Annotated in this window: 16 protein-coding genes; 10 read left to right on the forward strand and 6 right to left on the reverse strand. The window is 62.5% G+C overall.

From position 1 onward, the window contains the following. The first annotated feature begins 165 nt into the window (after nucleotides 1-165). On the forward strand, nucleotides 166-1,323 hold the full coding sequence (locus AC1DWQ_RS01220; protein WP_477668013.1) for an ABC transporter substrate-binding protein: 1,158 nt from the start codon (nucleotides 166-168) through the stop codon (nucleotides 1,321-1,323). On the opposite strand, the gene AC1DWQ_RS01225 is transcribed toward AC1DWQ_RS01220, so the two are convergent. The 3 genes from AC1DWQ_RS01225 to AC1DWQ_RS01235 form a co-directional block, all read right to left on the reverse strand. Then, complete coding sequence (locus AC1DWQ_RS01225) at nucleotides 1,316-1,717, reverse strand: hypothetical protein (RefSeq protein ID WP_477668014.1); 402 nt, start codon at nucleotides 1,715-1,717, stop codon at nucleotides 1,316-1,318. The two genes, AC1DWQ_RS01220 and AC1DWQ_RS01225, sit on opposite strands and share 8 nt — an antisense overlap. Before the next feature lie 51 nt (nucleotides 1,718-1,768). Further along, the gene (locus tag AC1DWQ_RS01230) at nucleotides 1,769-4,201 is read right to left on the reverse strand and encodes a UvrD-helicase domain-containing protein (protein ID WP_477668015.1); all 2,433 of its coding nucleotides are present in this window, start codon (nucleotides 4,199-4,201) and stop codon (nucleotides 1,769-1,771) included. A gap of 138 nt (nucleotides 4,202-4,339) precedes the next feature. Further along, nucleotides 4,340-5,683 carry an NAD(P)/FAD-dependent oxidoreductase gene (locus tag AC1DWQ_RS01235; RefSeq protein ID WP_477668016.1) on the reverse strand — a complete coding sequence of 448 codons (1,344 nt, stop codon included), beginning with the start codon at nucleotides 5,681-5,683 and terminating at the stop codon, nucleotides 4,340-4,342. Between the two features lie 300 nt (nucleotides 5,684-5,983). Between AC1DWQ_RS01235 and AC1DWQ_RS01240 the strand changes: the two genes are divergently transcribed. The 4 genes from AC1DWQ_RS01240 to AC1DWQ_RS01255 all read left to right on the forward strand — a co-directional run bounded on the left by AC1DWQ_RS01240 (nucleotide 5,984) and on the right by AC1DWQ_RS01255 (nucleotide 11,396). Further along, nucleotides 5,984-6,631, forward strand: coding sequence for a hypothetical protein (locus tag AC1DWQ_RS01240; RefSeq protein WP_477668017.1), 648 nt, complete (start codon nucleotides 5,984-5,986; stop codon nucleotides 6,629-6,631). 79 nt (nucleotides 6,632-6,710) lie between these two features. Continuing rightward, the gene (locus tag AC1DWQ_RS01245; protein ID WP_477668018.1) at nucleotides 6,711-9,725 is read left to right on the forward strand and encodes a VIT domain-containing protein; all 3,015 of its coding nucleotides are present in this window, start codon (nucleotides 6,711-6,713) and stop codon (nucleotides 9,723-9,725) included. Nucleotides 9,726-9,955: 230 nt separating this feature from the next. Beyond that, complete coding sequence (locus AC1DWQ_RS01250; RefSeq protein WP_477668019.1) at nucleotides 9,956-10,933, forward strand: GMP reductase; 978 nt, start codon at nucleotides 9,956-9,958, stop codon at nucleotides 10,931-10,933. Nucleotides 10,934-11,006: 73 nt separating this feature from the next. Continuing rightward, complete coding sequence (locus tag AC1DWQ_RS01255) at nucleotides 11,007-11,396, forward strand: tautomerase family protein (RefSeq protein ID WP_477668020.1); 390 nt, start codon at nucleotides 11,007-11,009, stop codon at nucleotides 11,394-11,396. Nucleotides 11,397-11,405: 9 nt separating this feature from the next. Here the strand turns inward: AC1DWQ_RS01255 and AC1DWQ_RS01260 are convergent, their stop codons facing one another. Beyond that, nucleotides 11,406-12,296 carry an alpha/beta hydrolase gene (locus AC1DWQ_RS01260; protein WP_477668021.1) on the reverse strand — a complete coding sequence of 297 codons (891 nt, stop codon included), beginning with the start codon at nucleotides 12,294-12,296 and terminating at the stop codon, nucleotides 11,406-11,408. A gap of 136 nt (nucleotides 12,297-12,432) precedes the next feature. Here AC1DWQ_RS01260 and AC1DWQ_RS01265 point away from each other — a divergent pair, with 136 nt between their 5' ends. The 5 genes from AC1DWQ_RS01265 (at nucleotide 12,433) to AC1DWQ_RS01285 (ending at nucleotide 16,955) form a co-directional block, all read left to right on the forward strand. Further along, nucleotides 12,433-13,119, forward strand: coding sequence for a GntR family transcriptional regulator (locus AC1DWQ_RS01265; protein ID WP_477668022.1), 687 nt, complete (start codon nucleotides 12,433-12,435; stop codon nucleotides 13,117-13,119). A 31-nt stretch (nucleotides 13,120-13,150) separates the two neighbouring features. Then, complete coding sequence (locus AC1DWQ_RS01270; protein WP_477668023.1) at nucleotides 13,151-14,023, forward strand: phytanoyl-CoA dioxygenase family protein; 873 nt, start codon at nucleotides 13,151-13,153, stop codon at nucleotides 14,021-14,023. 15 nt (nucleotides 14,024-14,038) lie between these two features. Continuing rightward, the gene (locus tag AC1DWQ_RS01275; RefSeq protein WP_477668024.1) at nucleotides 14,039-14,611 is read left to right on the forward strand and encodes a hypothetical protein; all 573 of its coding nucleotides are present in this window, start codon (nucleotides 14,039-14,041) and stop codon (nucleotides 14,609-14,611) included. A 19-nt stretch (nucleotides 14,612-14,630) separates the two neighbouring features. After that, complete coding sequence (locus tag AC1DWQ_RS01280; protein ID WP_477668025.1) at nucleotides 14,631-15,989, forward strand: NAD(P)H-dependent oxidoreductase; 1,359 nt, start codon at nucleotides 14,631-14,633, stop codon at nucleotides 15,987-15,989. Between the two features lie 69 nt (nucleotides 15,990-16,058). Next, complete coding sequence (locus tag AC1DWQ_RS01285; protein ID WP_477668026.1) at nucleotides 16,059-16,955, forward strand: NAD(P)-dependent oxidoreductase; 897 nt, start codon at nucleotides 16,059-16,061, stop codon at nucleotides 16,953-16,955. Between the two features lie 5 nt (nucleotides 16,956-16,960). Here the strand turns inward: AC1DWQ_RS01285 and AC1DWQ_RS01290 are convergent, their stop codons facing one another. Both AC1DWQ_RS01290 and AC1DWQ_RS01295 read right to left on the reverse strand, forming a co-directional pair. Continuing rightward, entirely contained in the window at nucleotides 16,961-17,872 is a 912-nt protein-coding gene (locus tag AC1DWQ_RS01290; RefSeq protein WP_477668027.1) for a proline dehydrogenase family protein, read from the reverse strand. Between the two features lie 388 nt (nucleotides 17,873-18,260). Next, nucleotides 18,261-20,198: a DEAD/DEAH box helicase gene (locus AC1DWQ_RS01295; RefSeq protein WP_477668028.1), complete on the reverse strand. Its 1,938-nt coding sequence runs from the start codon at nucleotides 20,196-20,198 to the stop codon at nucleotides 18,261-18,263. Nucleotides 20,199-20,425: the final 227 nt, after the last annotated feature.

Genomic DNA, 20,425 nt, shown 5'->3' on the forward strand with positions numbered 1-20,425 from the left:
AATAAAAAGTCCAGCGATTGTGGCACCCAGACGTCATTGCACTCATCACTCAAGGGAAATCCACTAGTGAAAATGTATCCTAATGTTTCACAATTTGAACAATGATCAGGAAAATAGTTCTGCAATGCAGAACAAGTAAGTAATCTTAATTAACCAGGAAGACTGATGGAACACAAAAAAATTCATCTCATGGCCAAAGCCCTGAGCTTTGCCGCCCTGCTGTCGGTTGTCCTTTCCGGGCAGGCGGCGCCGGCACGCGAAGATCTGGTGATCGGTCAGGTGGCGCCGCTGACAGGCACCATCGCCGGAACCGGTAACGAATACGTGGCCGGCGGCGCTGCGTATTTCGCCTATGTCAACGACAACGGCGGAATTTATGGTCGCAAGATACGCGTCGCACTGAAAGACGACAGCTACAAGCCGGAGCAGACCCTTGCCCTGACGCGCCAGCTGCTGGCCGAGGAAAAGCCTTTGGCACTGTTCGGTTTTGTCGGAACCGGCAACGTGCTGGCCCTGAACAAGAACAAGGTGCTTGAGGAAGCGGGCATCGCCCTGCTGGCACCTTACACGGGCGCCCAGGATTTGCGTGACCCGGTGAACCCCCTGATTTTCCACATCCGGGCCAGCTACGCCGACGAAACTGCCCGCATGGTGGAACACCTGCACACCATTGGCCTGCGCCGCTTCGCGGTGATGTACCAGGACGACCCCTTCGGCAAAAGCGGCCTGGCAGGTGCGGAAAGCGCGCTGAAAAAACTGGGCATGACGGCCGTGGCCACGGGCAACTACGACCGCACCAAGCCTGAGGAAGTCGATGGAGCGGTCGCGGCCATCACCCCGGCCAATCCTGACGCCATCATCATGGTTTCAGTCAACCGCGCCTCCGCCGCTTTCATCAAGAAGATGCGGGCACAAGGCAGCAAGGCTCGCCTGTTCAGTATCTCGGTGGTGAATTTCAAGGAACTGCTCAAAAATGCCGGGGAGGACAACGCCCGCGGCATCGGTATTTCCCAGGTCATGCCCTACCCTTATTCCACCCTGGCGCCGGTGGCCCGCGAGTTCCAGACCCTGATGGCCAAATACCAGCCGGACAAGGTGGTCTCCTACGCCAGCATGGAGTCCTTCATTGCAGCCAAGATTCTTGTTGAAGCCATGCGCCGCAGCGGTGCCGATCCAACGCGCCAGAAAATCATCACCCAGCTGGAGAAGATGAACAACTACGACGCAGGAGGCTTCAAGGTCAGCTTTTCGCCGGAGAACCGTGTCGGCTCGAAGTTTGTTGAAGTGACCGTGATCGGCCGCGACGGCAGGTTGCTCAAGTAGCGCGGCGCACTTCCAGGATCTCGTACTCCATCGCTTCCTCGTAGGTCTTGGCGTCGTTCAGCGCTAGGTGCAGCAGAATCCTGGGCGCATGGGCCTTGATAACCCTGTGCATCAACACGCCGACGACGACCATCGGCAGGCCCACCCAGAGGTAGCCGTACATGGAAAGCACCACACCGATGCCCAGGAGGGGCAAGGAAATGCCGACAACAAACAGGCGGTGCTTGACGTATTTTTGCGCACGCTCCGGATTCACGATCACGCGGAACCGGCCGTGCGGCAGGCCGGTGCGGAATTCCTGGTGCGGAACATAAATCGCTGACGGGCTTTCAGGGGGTTCAGTGCCTTCACTTTTTCCGGTCTCGATTCCGGTTTCGGAATTTGTCTCTGTCATTTTTTTTCCCGTCAGTTTGAATTCAACAAAATGCCGCAAGCGGCGCGGCAACTACACCACCGTCAGCTTGGCCACGCTCAGGGCCAGCCACTTCACGCCATGGCGTGTGAAGTTGATCTGTGCGCGCGCATCGTCGCCGCTGCCCTCCAGCATCAGCACTTTTCCTTCGCCGAACTTGGCATGGAACACTTCCATGCCGCTTTTGAGTCCATGCGAAGGCGCATTCTTCTGAGGCGGCACCGGTGGGTTGGCAAAACGCTCTGCGCTGCCGGATTTTGAAGAAAAAACGCCGCTAGCCCAATCTCCACGTGCGCCACCAGCTCCTGAATTGCTAGCACCAGGCCATCCGCCGGAACCCATTCCCGACGCAAAACCGGGATTCTTCGGCGTGATCCACTTGAGGGCGGCTTCCGGCAACTCGTCAAAAAACCGGCTCTTGAGGTTGTAGCGCGTCTGACCATGCAGCATGCGGGTTTGCGAATGACTGAGGTACAGGCGCTTGCGCGCGCGCGTGATCGCGACATACATCAGGCGGCGTTCTTCCTCCAGACCGTCACGGTCGCTCATGGAGTTCTCGTGCGGGAAGATGCCGTCTTCCAGGCCGGTGATGAACACGCAGTCAAACTCCAGCCCTTTGGACGAATGCACGGTCATGAGCTGCACCGCATCCTGTCCGGCCTGGGCCTGGTTGTCGCCCGACTCCAGCGCGGCGTGCGTGAGAAAGGCCGCCAGCGGAGACAGCGTTTCACCGGTTTCCGTGTCGGGCGCCAGGGCCTCGGGCAAAGGCTCGCTGACGAGCGGCGCGGACGCATCCAGCCCCTGGCTGGCCGGCGACTGCGTGAGCCGCCCGCCCAGTTCATCGACCGGCAGCGCAACGGCATCACGGCCAAAGCCTTCCTGGCTGACGAAAGACTCGGCGGCATTGACCAGTTCGGCCAGATTCTCCAGCCGGTCCTGGCCTTCCTTTTCGGTCTTGTAGTGTTCTTCCAGGCCGCTGTGCTGCAGCACCAGCTCGATAATCTCCCGCAGCGTCAGCCCCGTGGTCTGCTCGCTCAGCACCTGGATCTTGGCGGCAAAGGCGCCGAGGTTCGCGCCTGCCTTGCCCGGCACGGCACTCACGCCGTCGTACAGCGAACAGCCGGCCGCGCGCGAAATATCCTGCAGCTGCTCAATGCTGCGCGCGCCAATCCCGCGCGGCGGAAAATTGACGACACGCATGAAGCTGGTGTCGTCGTGCGGGTTCTCCAGCAAGCGCAGGTAAGCCAGCGCATGCTTGATTTCAGCGCGCTCGAAAAAGCGCAGGCCGCCATAGACGCGGTAAGGCACCCCGGCATTGAAAAGCGCGGTTTCCATCACCCGGCTTTGCGCATTGCTGCGGTAAAGCAGCGCGATCTCCTTGCGCTCGGTGCCGTCACGCACCAGTTGCTTCACTTCATCTACAAACCACTGGGCCTCGGCAAAATCGCTGGTGGATTCATACACACGCACCGGTTCGCCCGGCCCCGCTTCGGTGCGCAGGTTCTTGCCCAGGCGCTTGCTGTTGTGGCTGATCAGCTCGTTGGCTGAATCCAGAATATTGCCGAAGCTGCGGTAGTTGCGCTCGAGCTTGATCTGGTGCTTGACATCGAACTCGCGCACAAAGTCAGCCATGTTGCCCACGCGTGCGCCACGAAAAGCGTAAATGCTCTGGTCGTCGTCGCCCACGGCCACCACCGAGCCACCGGGCATGGCGTCCGTGCCCTGGGCCGCATCGGGCCCTTGCCCTGCCAGCATCTTGATCCAGGCGTACTGCAGCTTGTTGGTGTCCTGGAATTCGTCGATCAGAATGTGGCGAAAACGCCGCTGATAGTGCTCACGCACGGGGACGTTGTCACGCAGCAGTTCGTAGCTGCGCAGCATGAGCTCGCCGAAATCGACCACGCCTTCGCGCTGGCACTGCTCTTCATACAGCGCATAAATTTCGACCTTCTTGCGGCCTTCTTCGTCGCGCACCTGCACGTCTTTGGCGCGCAGGCCGTCTTCTTTGTTGCCGGCAATAAACCACATCAGCTGTTTGGGCGGAAAACGTTCGTCGTCAACGTTGTGCTGCTTGCACAGGCGCTTGATGGCCGAGAGCTGGTCCTGCGTATCGAGAATCTGAAAACTCTGCGGCAAGTTGGCCAGCTTGTAGTGGGCGCGCAAAAAGCGGTTGCACAAACCGTGGAAGGTGCCTATCCACATGCCGCGCACATTCACCGGCAGCATGGCCGACAGGCGCGCCATCATTTCCTTGGCGGCTTTATTGGTGAAGGTGACAGCCAGAATGCCGCCGGGCGACACCTGGCTGGTTTGCAGCAGCCAGGCGATGCGTGTCGTCAGCACCCGGGTCTTGCCGGACCCGGCGCCGGCCAGAATCAGCGCATGCGTATTGGGCAGCGTGACCGCTGCGAGTTGCTCCGGATTGAGGTTTTGCAGGAGAGGGGAGCTGGGGACTTCTGGGAACATCCCCCATTGTAGAAAGATCAACGGTACCAGCACGGTGCCGGGATACTCCCCGTACGCCGGAGGCAGATTTCTCTTCACCAGCCGGGGCCGCGGCCTGCAAGGCCTCGGGGCTACACGCAGTGAGCGACCGTGGGGGCTCTAGCTCGCGTCCGTCTTCAGGATGGTCTCACCCTTGAGCGCTCCCACGTCGCGGATGGCCATGCGGTGGCGCTTCCAGCCGTCCCAGGTACGGCGGAAATTCGCCAGCGAAATACCGTAATAGATCGCCTTGAACATGCGCAGCCGGCCCCAGAAAGGCGTCTTGCCGAAAATGTCGCCGGCCAGCAGCGACAGCAGGGCTTCCTTGACGCGCAGCGGATTGGCCGGGTGCATGAACATGTGCCGGATGGTCGGGTTGGTCACGCGGTAGATGAACCACGAATACTCCCTGGGGCCCTTGCGCATCATGGCTTCGAAGCTTTTGCGCACAGCGGGCAGGTCGGCCGGTTGGTCAAGCGCAGTGGCCACCAGCTCGGCGCCGTCAAAAGCGCTGTGCATTGCGAGGTAAACGCCTGAAGAGAACATCGGGTCGATGAAGGTGAATGCATCGCCCAGCATCAGGTAGCGGTCGCCGGTGGCATGGGTGCTGCTGTACGAAAAATTACCGGTGGCGTGCACCGCGTCATCGACCAGCGTGGCATTGGCAAGGCGCCGTTTCAGCTCCGGGGCCAGGGCGATGGTGTCCATGAAGAACTCGCGCAGCGGCTTTTCGCGCGACTTCAGGTAATACGGCCAGCACACCGCGCCAACGCTGGTGGTGCCGTCGGCCAGCGGAATAAACCAGAACCAGCCGTGGGGAAACCAGCAGATGCTGATGTTGCCTTCGCGCTTGCCTTGCAGCCGCTCGACATTCGTGAAATGGCCAAACAGCGCCGTGCTGTTGTGTTCCTTGCTCTTGGCTTTGGAGCGCAGCTTGTTCGCCAGCAGCGTGTCGCGTCCGGAAGCGTCCACCACAAAACGGGCCCGCCAGCTGCGCTTCGCGCCGTCGTCCAGCTCCGCCTGCACGGTGGCGCCTTCCGCGTCAAACACCACATCGCGCACGGTGCAGCCTTCGAGCGTTTTTGCCCCACGCGTCGCCGCGTTGCGAAACAGCAGTTCGTCCAGTTCAGAGCGCCGCACCTGCCAGGCCGAAGGCATGGACTTGTCCCAGGCATCGGCGAATTCGATGTAGCTGCAGTGCGCGTGTTCGGGCGAAACAAACTCAATGCCCCATTTGGGCATGCCGATGCGGTCAACCTGGTCGCGCACCCCCAGGCGTTCGAAAAGCTCGACATTGGCCGGAAGCAGCGATTCACCGATGTGGAACCGCGGGTGGTGCGCTTTTTCGAGCAGCACCACGTCGCGCCCCTGGGCGGCCAGCAAGGCTGCAATGGTGGAGCCGGCCGGACCGCCGCCCACAATCAGTACGTCACAGGTGGAGGTAGAAGTGGGGATTTCGTTCATGGCAGGCATTGGCTATGGGTTCGCGCAACGGTATGCCAGGCATGCCGCTGCAATTGTGAAAGACTGCGCGCAGGGTAACACCGCTCGCGCCGCGGGTTCAACTTTGCTTCTTTTGAAATTGTATGGTTCAGTTTCTTCTGCACCCGCCAGACTGTGACCGGGAAACCCGTAAATCCCCGCCCGGCCGCAGCTTCTGCGAACATAGCCGTATTTGGGGTTTTCATGACTACAGGTTTGGGCCCATCAGGGCCTGCTTGGCTGGCTGGCTGCCTTTTGGCGGCGGGTCTCGGTTTTGCCGGCATGGCGCGCGCACAGTCGTCCTGCTCCAGCGACGGCCAGGGCCGGCCAGTGACGCTGCTTGAGCGTTTTATCAACGCCAACTGCGACACCTGCTGGGCCGACCCGGCCACTCCCAAGGCCACGGCCGGCCAGGTTGCGCTGGATTGGGTGGTTCCTGGCGACAAGGGCAGCGACGCCCCGCTGTCCGCCGTCGCCGCAAGCGAAGGATTGCAACGGCTGGAGGCGCTGCGCCAAGCCGTCCCCGCACAAAGCCTGGCCAACACCTCGCCCGTCAAAGCCATCAAGGGCGCCACCCTGCGTGTCGCGCATGGCCTGCCGCTGAGCGGTTATCTTGGCGCCTCCATCGAGCTCAAGCCCGTCCCGGCAGCCGCCAAGGGCCGCCAATGGATAGCCTGGCTTGCCCTGGTCGAAACCTTGCCGGCCGGCACCGAGGGTTCCCCGGTTGAGCGGAATTTGATTCGAAACGTGCTCCAGACCAATTGGGACGGGCGCAAGCAGCTATCAAAAACAGAGCAAAACAGGTTCTTTGATGCACGCTCCATGAGCATTGCGGAGGGCGCCAACCCCGACCGGATGCGCGTGGTGGGCTGGGTAGAAAACGAAAAAGGCCTGGTGGTGGCCGCGGCGCAGTCGCGCTGCGCGCCCTGAAAAATATTTGAGGCCGTTTAACCCCTTTGTATTGCGCGCGCCGTTTAACGGTGCATCGCCAACAACAAAAGGGGTTTTCATGCCAAACGGCTTTCACGTCTTTCGCGGGTTCACCCGGCTGACTGCCGCCCGCCTCCTTCAGGCCACCGCCGCAGCCTGCTTCAGCCTGCAAGCACTGGCGCTCAGCCCGATGCCGCAGCCTTTCCCCAACGGAAAATTCGCCCCGCCGCCCGACTGGCGGCCGCCGGTCATCGCCGTGAACCATGCGGGCCAGCCCATCCAGCTGCGGGCCGTTTCCATCGAAGTCGACCTCTTCGGCGACCAGGCCCGTACCAGCGTTGAGCTGAGCCTTTTCAACCCCAACCCCCGCGTGCTCGAAGGCGAGCTGCAGTTCCCGCTGCAGGAGGGCCAGGTCGTGACCGGCTTCGCGCTGGATATCAACGGCCAATTGCGCGACGCAGTGCCCGTGCCCAAGGCCAAAGGCCAGGAGATCTTTGAAGACATACGCCGCAGGCGCGTAGACCCGGGACTGCTGGAAGCCGCCGCCGGCAACCAGTACAAGCTGCGCGTTTATCCCATCCCGGCCCAGGGGGAGCGCCGCGTGCTCATCACGTTCAACGAAACCCTGCCGCGCCAGCGTGATGCGGGCGTGCTGAGGGTGCCGCTGGTGTTCGCGTCAAGCGTGGGCCAATTGCAGGTGAAAGTGCGCGCCCACGGCGCCGCCCACCGGGATGTGGAACTGCTGCAGGCGCCCGCCGGCACCGAGCTGAACGCCAGCGCCACCGGCACGGAACTGGCCCTGCAAAAAAACCACTGGCAGGCCCCCCAGGGCCCTGCGGGCTGGCTTCAGCTGGCGCTGCGCCGCACCGGCAAGCCGCAGGTCATGGTCGGTGAATCTGCCGGCAAGCCGTTCTTTGCCGGGCAACTCGATGTGCGCGATGAGCTGGTGAGACGGCCCGCCCCTGCCCACATCGCACTGGTGTGGGACGCATCGGCTTCGGCCGCCGCGCAGGCCCGGGTGCTGCCGGTGCTGGAGGCCTACTTCCGCAAGCTGGGCAAGCCCGTCAAGCTCAGCCTGCTCGTGGTGCGTAACAAGGCCGAGGCTGTGCGCAGCTTCACCGTCACGCCGGGCCGCTTCGGTGAACTGGCCGATGCATTGCGCGCAGAGCCCTTCGACGGCTCCAGCAATTTTGACGACCTGCCCATTCCCGCCGACGTGGACACCACCCTGATGGTGACGGACGGCCTGATGACGGACGGCAAAAAACTCATTCGCTACACCCACACGGCACCGGTGATGGTGATCAATGGCGCAGCCTCCGCCGACATGGCGCGGCTGGCCAGGCTGGCCGACCGCACCGGCGGAGCGCTGGTCGATGCCGCGCTGCAATCGCCCGACGAGGGCGCGCAAGCCATGCTGATGCACGGCTGGCGTATTGAGAAGCTGGACAGCCTGTCCGCGCGGCAACTCGTGACGCCGACAACGCGGATCAACCAGGGCCGCATTTCAGTGGCCGGTGAGCTGCAAGACAGTACCGCCCGCATCGACATCACGCTGGCGCACCCGGACGGCCGCAAGCGCACACTGGCGCTGCAGGTCAGCGCCAAGCCGGTCAGCGGCCACTGGCCCGGCCAGCAGTGGGCCCAATGGCGCAGCGCCGAGCTGGCTGAAAATGCCGGCCTGCACAGCGCAGAACTTCAGCGCATCGCGGCGGCGCACGGTGTCGTGGGGCTCAACAGTTCGCTGATCGTGCTGGAGCTGGCCACCGACTATGCCCGCTACAACCTCCCTGCCCCGCCCGAGCTGGCGGATGAAGTGGCGCGGCTGGGCCAGCAGCAACTCGCACAGGCTACGCAGACACGGCAGGCGCACATCGAGGCCATGGTGAGGCAGTTTGAGGAGAAGCAGCGCTGGTGGGGCAGGGACTTTCCCAAGGAAGCACCCAAACATGCGGAGCCCAAGGCCGAGAAGCACATCAGCCAGGGTGGCCTGGGCAGTCTGGCCGGCACAGCGCGGTCGCGCGAGCAAGCCCAGGGCGCACCCGCAGCACCACTTTCCTTCGCCCCTGCTGCCCCTGCCGCTGCAGCCCCCGCAGCCGCACCCGCCATGATGGCCGAAGCACGCTCCGACGCCATGGACAAACGCAGCGCCAAGGCGGTTACAGCAGCGCCCGTAGCCACCATCGCGCTGCAGGCCTGGCTGCCCGACGCGCCCTACATGAAGCGCCTGCAGAATGCCGGCAAGGACGAGCTGTACCGCGTCTACCTGGATGAGCGCGCCGCCTACTTGAGCAGCAGCTCTTTCTACATGGATGCAGCCGGCGTGTTCTTTGACCGCGGCCTGCCCGAGCTGGGGCTGCGCGTGCTCTCCAATCTGGCCGAGATGAACCTGGAAAACCGCCAGCTGCTGCGCCTGTACGCCTACCGCCTGGTGCAGGCGCACCGCAACGACCTGGCCGTGCCGGTGTTCGAACGCATCAGCGAACTGGCGCCCAACGAGCCGCAATCCTGGCGCGACCTGGGCCTGGCGCTGGCCGAGAGCGGCCAGCCGCAGCGCGCCGTCAACGCCTTGTGGGAAGTCGTGTCGCAGCCCTGGAACGGCCGCTTCGCCGGCATCAACATGATTGCGCTGGCTGAACTCAACGCGATTGCCGCCCAGCCCGCCGCCAGCGGCCAGCCGGCGCTGGACATGAGCCGTGTGGACACGCGCCTGCGCCGCAACCTGCCGCTGGCCTTGCGTGTGGTGATGGCCTGGGACAGCGACGACACCGACATCGACATGTGGGTGAGCGACCCGAACGGCGAAAGGGCCAGCTATGCGAACCGTCTGACCCACCAGGGCGGCGCCATGAGCCCCGACGCCACGGGCGGCTATGGTCCCGAGGAGTTTTCGCTGAAAACCGCCAAAGCCGGCAAGTACAGCGTAGAGGCGCAGTTCTATGGCCACCGCCAGCAGGTGCTGTCGGCCGGCACCACCGTGATGGTGCGCGTTACCACCGGGTTCGGCACGCCGCAGGCGCGTGACGAGTGGACGACCTTGCGGCTGGCGCGCGGGCGGGAGACCGTGCGCGTGGCCGAGGTCGAGGTGCGCTGAGGCTGGCGCCTCAAGCCCGGGTTATCAAGATGCCACTATGCATATAAAGGCTATACCGCTTTGCGGGGTAGCGCCCGCTTGAGAGGCGCATAGAATCAATCACCGGGCCCAAGCAATTGCGCCCGGTTTTTTGTTTCTGCCTTGTCTACTTGCCAAGCGCCCGCAAACAAAACCGGTCCAGTCCAAGCGCCTTCTGTTTCTTCAACAGTTTTTTCAAAGGCTTGGGAATCATGGAAATCTTCGACTACGACAACATCCTGCTGCTGCCGCGCAAATGCCGCGTGGAAAGCCGTTCGGAATGCGACGCCAGCGCGACGCTGGGCGGGCGCAGCTTTCGCATCCCGGTGGTGCCGGCCAACATGAAGACGGTCGTCAATGAGGAGATCTGCGCCTGGATGGCGAAGAACGGCTACTTCTACGTGATGCACCGCTTCGACCTGGACAACGTCCAGTTCGTGAAAGACATGAAAGCCCGCGGCGCCTACGCCTCGATCTCCCTGGGCGTGAAGAAACCCGACTACGACACGGTGGACCGCCTGGCCGCCGAGGGCCTGGTGCCCGACTACATCACCATCGACATTGCACACGGCCATGCCGACACGGTGCAGAAGATGATCGCCTACCTCAAGCAGAAGCTGCCGGCGTCCTTCGTGATCGCCGGCAACGTGGGCACGCCCGAAGCGGTGATCGACCTCGAAAACTGGGGTGCCGACGCGACCAAGGTCGGCATCGGCCCCGGCAAGGTCTGCATCACCAAGATGAAAACCGGTTTCGGCACCGGCGGCTGGCAGCTGTCGGCGCTCAAGTGGTGCGCGCGCGTGGCGACCAAACCCATCATTGCCGACGGCGGCATTCGCGAACACGGCGACATCGCCAAGTCGGTGCGCTTTGGCGCGACCATGGTGATGATCGGCTCCATGCTCGCAGGCCTGGAAGAAAGCCCGGGCAAGACCGTCGAGGTGGACGGCAAGCTCTTCAAGGAATACTACGGCAGCGCCTCGGACTTCAACAAGGGCGAGTACAAGCACGTCGAAGGCAAGCGCATCCTGGAGCCGGTCAAGGGCACGCTGGCCGATACCTTGCGCGAGATGGAAGAAGACATCCAGAGCTCCATCAGCTACGCCGGCGGCACGAAGCTGCTGGACATTCGCAAGGTCAACTATGTGACCCTGGGCGGCGACAACGCCGGTGAACACCTGCTGATGTAGGCCGGCGGTAACAAATAGTAGCAAGGCCGGCTCCGGCGACAATAGGCCTTGTTCCTGAAGAGACTCACTCCCCTTGCCCACCGCAGCCATTGAAGTACGCCGGCCCTATTCCGGCGAAGAAGAAGCAGCCCTCATGGACGCCGTCCAGGAGGCGTTGACCTCTGCGCTGAAGGTACCGCTCTGGACGACCTCCGTCCGGCTTGTTATCCATGAGCCGCAGCGCTTTCGTGCGCCGGCAGACAAAGGGGACCGCTACACGCTGGTGACGATCGACTGCTTTGTCGGGCGATCCCTGGAAACCAAACGCGCCCTGTACCAGGTCATCGTGCAAAAGCTCGGGCTGTGCGGCATTCCCGCAGATCACGTGAAAGTGCTGCTGCGTGAGGCGTCACGCGAAAACTGGGCGATCCGGGGTGGCCTGCCGGCGTCCGACGTGGTGCTGGAGTACGACGTCGATATCTAGGCTGGTTAGCTAACGCTGGCCAGCCGCCAGCAGTTGCAATGCAAGCCGGTGCAGGCGGTGAGACGGCTCCGTCAGCGCCTCCAGGATGCTGAAGTGGTTGCGCCCCAGATGGGATTCGCAGACCGGCACCACCCCGGAGCCCCAGGCCTGCTGGATCAACACGTTCTGTCGCAGGAACTCCGCGCTTTCGTCGGCACCTGCCACGCTGTACAGGGTGCCGCGGCCCGGCGCCGGCAGCAGGGCCGGGCTGGCCTTGAGCACCTGTTCAGGTGTGAGTTTCAGCGAATCCTTCAGGAAAGGCGTGTGGCGCATGGGTTCAAGGTCGTACAGGCCGGAAATCGACAAGGCATTTTTCAGCAGGTCTGCAGGCAGGTCGCCGGCATAGGCCTTCCAGTCGCACGCCATCAGCATGGCAGCCAGGTGCCCACCGGCTGAATGGCCCACCACCGTGATGCGGGATGGGTCCCCGCCGTAATGGGCAATGTGGCGCCATGCCCAGGCCAGCGCCGCCACCATCTGCATGGTGATCTGGGGAATGGTCACCGCGGGGCAAAGCGCATAGTTCGGCACCACGACACAGGCGCCCGTCTGCGTAAAAGCCGGCGCCACAAAGGAATGGTCGGCCTTGTCGAGAGACCGCCAGTACCCGCCGTGAATGAACACCAGCACCGGCGCACCGGCCAGGCCCTGGGTGCCGCCCTGTGTGGCGAAATCACCCGCCGGAAACACGTCGAGCATTTCACCCGCATGGTTGCCATAGGGAATATCGATCTGGCAGGGCACGCGCTTGCGAATGGCCTGCGAGCTGTCAGCCCAGCGAGCGAAATACACCCCGTGGTCCGGTACCAAAGCCCGGTTGTTGTACATGCGGTCAAGCCAGGCGGGATCGGGCTGGGTCATTGTTCTTCTCCTGAAAGTATCAAAACAGCTTCAACGGGTGCCATCTTGGCACAGCCCGGCCGCCCGCAACCATTTACGGGTAAACCCGAAACTTCAGGTCTTCAGTCGCAATGTATTCTGTATACAGAGTACTAACATGCCACAACAACTGATCAAAATCGAATCCACGCCCGACCTCGTCGACCAGGTCTACCGCAGCCTGCTGGACGCCATCAGCGAAGGCTCGCTGGCGCCGGGTGCGCGCATCATGCAGGAAGACATTGCCGAGCAACTCGCGGTGTCGCGACAACCGGTACTGCAGGCTTTGCGCCTTTTGAAGAAGGACGGCTTTGTACTGGACGCCCCGGGGCGCGGCGTGCTGGTGGCGCCACTGGACGTGGCCTGGCTCGTGCAGATCTACCAGGTACGCAGCGCACTCGATGCACTGGCCGCCCGGCTGGCCGCGCAAGGCCGCTGCCGGCTCGACCCGCAACTGATCAGCCGGGGCCGAAAGGCCGCGCGGGGCGGTGACGTCAAGGCCATGATGGCGACCGACGCGCAATTTCACGCGGCCATTTACACCGCCTCGGGCAACCCGCTGATCGCCCAGAGCGCCCAGCTGCACTGGCACCACATCCGCCGCGCCATGGGTGCTGTGCTGCAGGTATCAACCATGCGCGAATCGATCTGGGATGAGCACGAAGCCATTGCCGAGGCCATCGCGGCCGGTGATGAAACCCAGGCCGAAGCGCTGATCCGCGAGCATGGCGAGGAAGCGGGCCACAACCTGGCAAACCTGCTGTCCAGCGCACTCGGCCAAACCGGCGCCCGCGCGGCGCCCTGAACACCCGACAACACGCAACAGGAGACATGCGATGAAACTGACCCCGGAACAACTTGCGCAATTCGACCGCGACGGCTACCTGTTTTTCCCCGGCCTCTTCACGCCTGAAGAAACCCGGGCGCTCAACGATGCCGTGCCCGAGCTCTACAGCCGGCGCGAAGACTACAACGTGCGTGAAAAAGGCAAGGACGCGGTGCGTACCAACTTCGCCGCGCACATGTACAGCGAGCCGTTTGCCCGGCTCGCGCGGCACCCGCGCATGATCGAGCCGGTGGAAGACCTGCTAGGCGAAAAGCTCTACATGCACCAGTTCAAGATCAACGGCAAGATGGCGTTTGAAGGCGACGTGTGGCAATGGCACCAGGACTATGGCACCTGGCTGAACGACGACATGATGCCCACCGAACGCGCGATGAACGTGGCCATTTTCATGGACGACGTGACCGAGCACAACGGCCCGCTGATGTTCATCCCCGGCAGCCACAAAAAGGGCGTGGTCGATGCCAAACACGACCTCACCACCACCAGCTACCCGCTCTGGACGGTGGACAACGATTTGATCCGCCAGCTGGTGCAGCGCGCCGGTGGAAAGCAAGGCGGCATCGTCAGCCCCAAGGGCCCGGCCGGCTCGATGATCCTCTTTCACTCCTGCCTGGTGCACGCCTCGGGCAGCAACCTTTCGCCCTTCAACCGGGTAAGCGTTTACCTGAGCCTGTGCGCGGTGAGCAACCACATCCGCCGCCACAAACGCCCTGAATACATCGCCCACCGCGACTTCACGCCGATTGAATGCCTGCCCGACGACTGCCTGCTCAAAGACTACCCGGTGGACTTGCCGTGGAAAGACGGCGTGCCGGCGAGCGCGCTGCAAACGTCGATGGAAGAACTGAAATTGGCTGCGTAACCATTGGGAGAACTGATGATGAATATGAATCGCCTGGCTTGTATCGCTTTCGGAATTGGCCAATTTATTGCACCACTCGCAATTGCCGAGGAACTCGGTGGTCCAGGCACTCATTGCGAAACGCACGAGCTGGTCGTGTTGTCGTGCCCAATCGCGGGGAAAAGCGATAAACACATGTCGATTTGCCGCACATCTGCCCAGACATCAGCGAATGCCTACATGCAATACCGTTTTGGCAAACTAGGTCAGACTCCCGAGCTGACATATCCGGCTACGACTCAAATGCACGCCAGGGAAGCGTTTCAGTTTTCCGTACGTAGCCCGAATGGTTGGACAGGTGCAGGTAATCTTCATTTCAAAATCGGCCAAGCGTCGTACACCGTGTACCAATTTTCCTCAGCGCGTTTCCCTGAAGAAGAAGCGGGCGTCGTAGTACGCGTGGGAGAAAAAAAAACCATGTACATCGAATGCGCGGAATCAAGAACGAGTCAATACAAAGACCTTATCGAACTGCGCAAATTGGAATTACCTGAGATGACAACCCCCTTCATCTTCGGTCCAAAAGCAAACAAGATCTATCGAAATTAATCAGCAAGACCCCTCATCCATGAACCTTTACACCAAACTCCAGCAGCGCGCGGCCGAAGGCAAACCGGTGCGCATAGGCCTCATAGGCGCCGGCAAATTCGGCTCCATGTACCTGGCGCAAGTGCCGCGGACACCGGGCGTGCACCTGGTGGCGATTGCCGACCTGTCGCCCGACGCGGCGCGCGCCAACCTTGCCCGTGTAGGGTGGAATCCGGCTCTAACCCAGGCAGAATCTGCGCAAGCAGCTATAAAAACAGGAGCAACCTGGATCACTGACGACTGGCAGGCGGTGGTCACGCATCCGCAGATCGACATCATTGTGGAATGCACCGGCAACCCGATCGCGGCGGTAGAGCATTGCCTGAAAGCCTTCGCACACGGCAAGCATGTGGTCAATGTCACGGTGGAAGCCGACGCTTTCTGCGGCCCGCTGCTGGCGCGCAAGGCCGCAGAGGCCGGCGTGGTGTATTCGCTGGCTTTCGGTGACCAGCCGGCGCTGATCTGCGACCTCGTGGACTGGGCGCGCACTTGCGGCTTCCCGGTGGTGGCGGCGGGCCGTGGCCACAAGTGGTTGCCGCATTTTTGCGAATCCACGCCCGAGACGGTGTGGGGAAACTATGGCCTGACGCCCGAGCAGGCCGCGCGCGGCGGGCTCAACCCGAAGATGTTCAACAGCTTTCTCGACGGATCCAAGCCTTCCATCGAATCGACTGCCGTGGCCAACGCCACGGGCCTGACCGTGCCCAGCAACGGCCTGCTCTACCCGCCGGCCAGCGTGGAAGACATTCCGTACGTGACACGGCCCATCAGTGAAGGTGGCGTTCTCGAACGCAAGGGCATGGTCGAAGTTATCTCGTCGCTGGAAGCCAACGGCCGCAAGATTCCCTACGACATCCGCATGGGCGTCTGGGTCACCGTTGAAGCCGAGACCGACTACATCAAGAACTGCTTTGAGGAATACAACGCCCACACCGACCCGAGCGGGCGCTACTTCACCTTGTACAAACGCTGGCACCTGATCGGGTTGGAAGTCGGCGTGTCCGTGGCCAGCGTGGCGTTGCGCGGTGAACCCACCGGTGTGGCGACCTGCTGGAACGCCGATGTGGTGGCCACTGCCAAACGTGACCTGAAACCCGGCGACATGCTGGACGGCGAAGGCGGCTATACCGTGTGGGGCAAGCTGCTGCCGGCCGATACTTCCATGAAGATGGGCGGGCTGCCCCTGGGCCTGGCGCATAACGTGAAGGTCGTGCGCGCAGTCAAAAAGGGGCAGAGCCTGAGCTGGGCCGATGTGGCGATGGACACATCGACCCACGCCTGGAAAGTGCGCCAGGAGATGGAAAGCATGTTTGCGCCGGCGCTGAAAAAAGCGGCCTAGAAAGCTGCCTGACAGCCTTCTTCCCGCCGGTTCCTTCATGATGACTCAAAGCCATTCTGAGGACACGAATTGACCATCACCAGCGACACGCCCCTGCCCCGCATCGCATTTTTGGGTACGGGCATCATGGGCCTGCCCATGGCCAGGCGCCTGTGCGAAGCGGGCTACACGCTGCAGGCATGGAACCGCACGCCGGGCAAGGCCGGCCCGCTGGCGGCGCTAGGCGCCACGCAACATACGCAAGCCAGTGCCGCGGTGGCCGCTGCCGACATCGTCATCAGCATGCTCGAAAGCGGCCCGGTCGTGGAAGACGTGCTGTTCACGCAGGGCGTGGCCGCCGCGATGAAACAGGGCGCGCTCTTTCTGGACATGGCCTCCATCCAGCCGCGCGAAGCGCGCGACCATGCAGCTCGCCTGGGCGCATTGGGCATCGCCCATGTGGATGCGCCGGTTTCAGGCGGCCCGGGCGGCGCGCAAAGCGGCACGCTGGCCATCATGGCCGGCGGCAAGGCGGAAGACTTCGCGCGGGCCCTGCCTGTGCTCAAGCACTTTGGCCACGCCGTTCACGTGGGCCCGCACGGCAGCGGCCAGCTCACCAAGCTGGCCAACCAGATGATTGTGGGCATCACCATAGGCGCGGTGGCCGAGGCCCTGCTGTTCACCGCGCGCGGCGGGGCCGACATGGCCAAAGTCAAGGAAGCGATTACCGGCGGCTTTGCCGACAGCCGCGTGCTGCAGCTGCACGGCCAGCGCATGCTGGAGCGCGACTTCGCGCCGCGCGCCCGCATGGACATCCAGCTCAAGGACATGCGCAATGCGCTGGCCACCGCACAGGAGATCGGCTTTGAAGCACCGGTCACGGCACTCTTTGAACGGCTCTATGCCGAAGGTGTTGAAAACGGCCTGACGGACCTGGACCAGTCGGCGTTGTTTGTCGAACTGGCCAGCCGCAACGGCATGAGCTGAAGCGCTCAGCGAGTCAACAAGGCGCGCACCAGATAACCCGCGATGCGCGGATTTTCCTTGATGCGCCGCATGCTGTAACCGTACCAGTCCTTGCCGCAAGGCACATAGATGCGGACCGCGTAGCCTTCGGCCAACAGCCGGTCCCGCAGGCCTTCACACACGCCGAGCAGCATCTGGAACTCGAACGCCGAGTTGGCCACACGTCGGCTACGCGCCAGTGTGATCACCTGGTCCACAAGCTCCTCGTCATGCGTCGCGACGCCGACAAAGGTGCCGCTGTCAAAGCAACGCGCGATCTGGCGCAGGAAGTGCGGGTTGATCGCGCGCCGGTCGTGCCAGGCGCCCTCCACGAGATGCTCGCGCGCCTCGACATAGATGCCTTTGCAGACGCGCAGGTTTTCACTCGCGCCGAGCAGCGGGCCAATATCGTCATCGGTGCGGTTGAGGTAGGCCTGCAGCACCAGGCCGACATTGGCATATCCACGCTTTTTCAGGCGCAGCAACAAGTCGATCTCGCGCTGCGTGCAGCTGGCGTCCTCCATATCGATGCGCACAAAAATTGAGTGCGCCTTCGCTGCGTCGAGCAGGCGTTCCATATTGCGCTCGCAATGGGCCGCGTCGAGCAGCAGGCCGAGCGCTGTCGGTTTGACCGAGATGTTCGCGCGCAGTCCCTCACGCGCGATCGCTTCAAGCACCTTGAGGTATTCGCGCGTCGTGTCGTCGGCTTGAGACAAGGATTTGACGGTTTCGCCCAGGACGTCGACGGTCGCGGAAAAACCATCGATATTGAGCGCCACGATGCGGTTGATCGCATCGGCCACGGTGTCACCGGCGATATAACGGCGCGAGACTTTGCGGATCAGCGCGTGCGGCGCCAGCGGGATGGCAGAGGCCACCAGGGTATTGAACAGGGACATGACGATTTCCAAAAAAGAGAGATGAACGTGATCGCGGACGATGCGGGATCGTCACAAATGAAAAAGGCGGTCGGGATCAGGCACCCCGCCTGGGGCGATCCGGCGGGTGCGGGCAGTGCTTCAGCCTTGCAACAGGACGGACGTCCGGGTGCGCAGGAAGCAAAGAGTCAGTTCTTTGAAAGAGGAGGCCAGGCGGCTGCGTGCATGTGGATGTGTTTTTTGGCAAGCGCCGGACTGCCGGCGCGGCCATCGCATCATAACTTCAGCGGGCGTTGCAGGTGTCCGCGGGTGCGGCCCCCAGTCCGCACGGGGCCATAAAAAAAGCCGCCCCAGACATTGTCCGGGGCGGCTTTTTTATTTGCCCTTGCTGGCGATGCTTAATTAAGCATCAATCGCGAAAGGGCTTGGAGAACTTGCCGGGTTTCTTGGCCGCATCGCGGGGCACAAACACCTTGCCGGCAGGCTTGGCAAAACCAGGCTTGCGGTTGGCAAAGTCAGGGCGCGGTGCGAAACCTTCATTGCGGGAAGCAAAGCCTTCGTTGCGCGGAGCGAAGTTGCGGTCTTCACGCGGCGCAAAGCCGGTGTTGTTGCCGCCACCAAAACCACGGTCATCCTGACGGCGCGGGCCGCGGTCATTGAAACCGGAACGGTCGCCATAGCCACCCTGTGGTCCAGGAGCGCGGCCCTGGAAGGGAGCACGATCGTCACGGTCGTTGTGACGAGGTGCGCCGAAGCCGCCACCGCCAGCACCACCGCCAAAGCCACCTGCAGGCTTGCGGCCGGCATAGCCGCCACGATCACCACCACCGCCGAAGCTGCGGCCACCGCGGTCGCCGCGGTCACCGCCGAAGTTGCCGCGTGGGCGATCGGAGGTCGGGGCAAAGCGCTGCTGTGGCTCCAGACCGGCGATCACGCTGGGCTTGAGGTTCTGCTGCATGTAGTGCTCGATGTCCTGGATCTTGCGGCGATCGCGGAACTCGGCAATCGTGATCGCCTGGCCTTCGCGGCCGGCGCGGCCGGTACGGCCAATGCGGTGCACGTAGTCTTCGGCTTTCATCGGCAGGCCGTAGTTGATCACGTGGGTGATCGACGGAACGTCCAGGCCGCGGGCAGCCACATCGGTAGCGACCAGGATCTGGACACGGCCGTCGCGGAAAGCCATCAGGCGGCGGTTGCGCAGGCCCTGGCCCAGTGCGCCATGCAGCGCCACAGCGCTGAAGCCTTCCTGCACCAGGTCATTGGCCAGGCCGTCGCATTCAACCTGGGTGCAGGCAAACACGATCGACTGGTTCATGGTGGTGTCGCGCAGCGAATGATCCAGCAGCTTGCGCTTGTGGGTCATGTTGTCGGCCCACAGCAGAGACTGGGTGATCGACGCATGTTTTTCATGCGGCGAGTCGATCTCGACGCGCTGCGGCTGGCGCATCACACGCGTGGCCAGTTGCATGATGCGCGGCGCAAACGTGGCGCTGAACATCATGGTCTGCTTGCGCTCGATCGTGAGCTGGTTGACTTCGGTCAGGTCGTCGGCAAAGCCGAGGTCCAGCATGCGGTCGGCTTCGTCGACGACCAGGAACTGCACCTGGTCCAGCTTGATCTGCATGCTGCGCTGCAGGTCGAGCAGGCGGCCGGGGGTGGCCACCACGAGGTCGGCATTTTGCAGCTTGGCAATTTGCAGCTGGTAAGGAATACCGCCCACCACGTTGGCAATGCGCAGGCCGCGGCAATGGCGAACCAGGTCGATTGCGTCGGCGCAAACCTGCTGGGCCAATTCACGCGTCGGGCACAGGATCAGTGCACCGGGCGTGGCAGCCTTGAAGTTGCGCGGGCTGGTCGGGTCCTTGCGCTTGGGTTTTTTCAGGGGTGCTTCGCCGCGGGCGACGGCTTCGGCGCTCAGGCGTTCAAATTCGGAACGCTCAAAACGCTCGGCTTCTTCCTGCTGTTTCAGCAGGGTGTGCAGCACAGGCAGCAGGAAGGCTGCGGTCTTGCCGCTACCGGTCTGGCTGGAAACCAGCAGGTCGGTGAATTTGGCTTTGGGGTCGTTCTTGGCGTCGTGGTCCAGGGCCTGCATGGCCTTGGGGATGGTGGCCATCTGCACGGACGTCGGCTGGGTAAAACCCATGTCGGCGACAGCTTGCAGGAGTTCCTTGGCCAGGCCCAGCTTCACGAAACCGTTGGGTTCGGCTGCAACAGCTTCCAGGGAGGTTGCGGCTGCCGAAGGCTCGTCCGAAGAGAAGTCCGGAATCACGTGGATCACGGCTTCAGCGGTGGTATCAATATTTGTGTCGGGCAAAACGTCGCCACGAGCCTCAAAAGAGTCAGTCATGTTTTTTCTCACTAATCACCTGTGCGCAACGCTTTTGGCGAAGGAACAGGAAACTTCACCCCCGCGATGCGGAGGATTCGTTCATGGTTAATAAAACATCAACCATCAAACGAATATGCGGTCCAGGCAGCAGAAATGTGCCCGAAGCGGTGACTCCGTTATTGGAGTCAAAAGTGTGAGGTAGATGTACAAATGCAGGGCACCCAGTGCACTGCAAGCCCACGATT

This window comes from Polaromonas sp. P2_G11 (assembly GCF_056403595.1).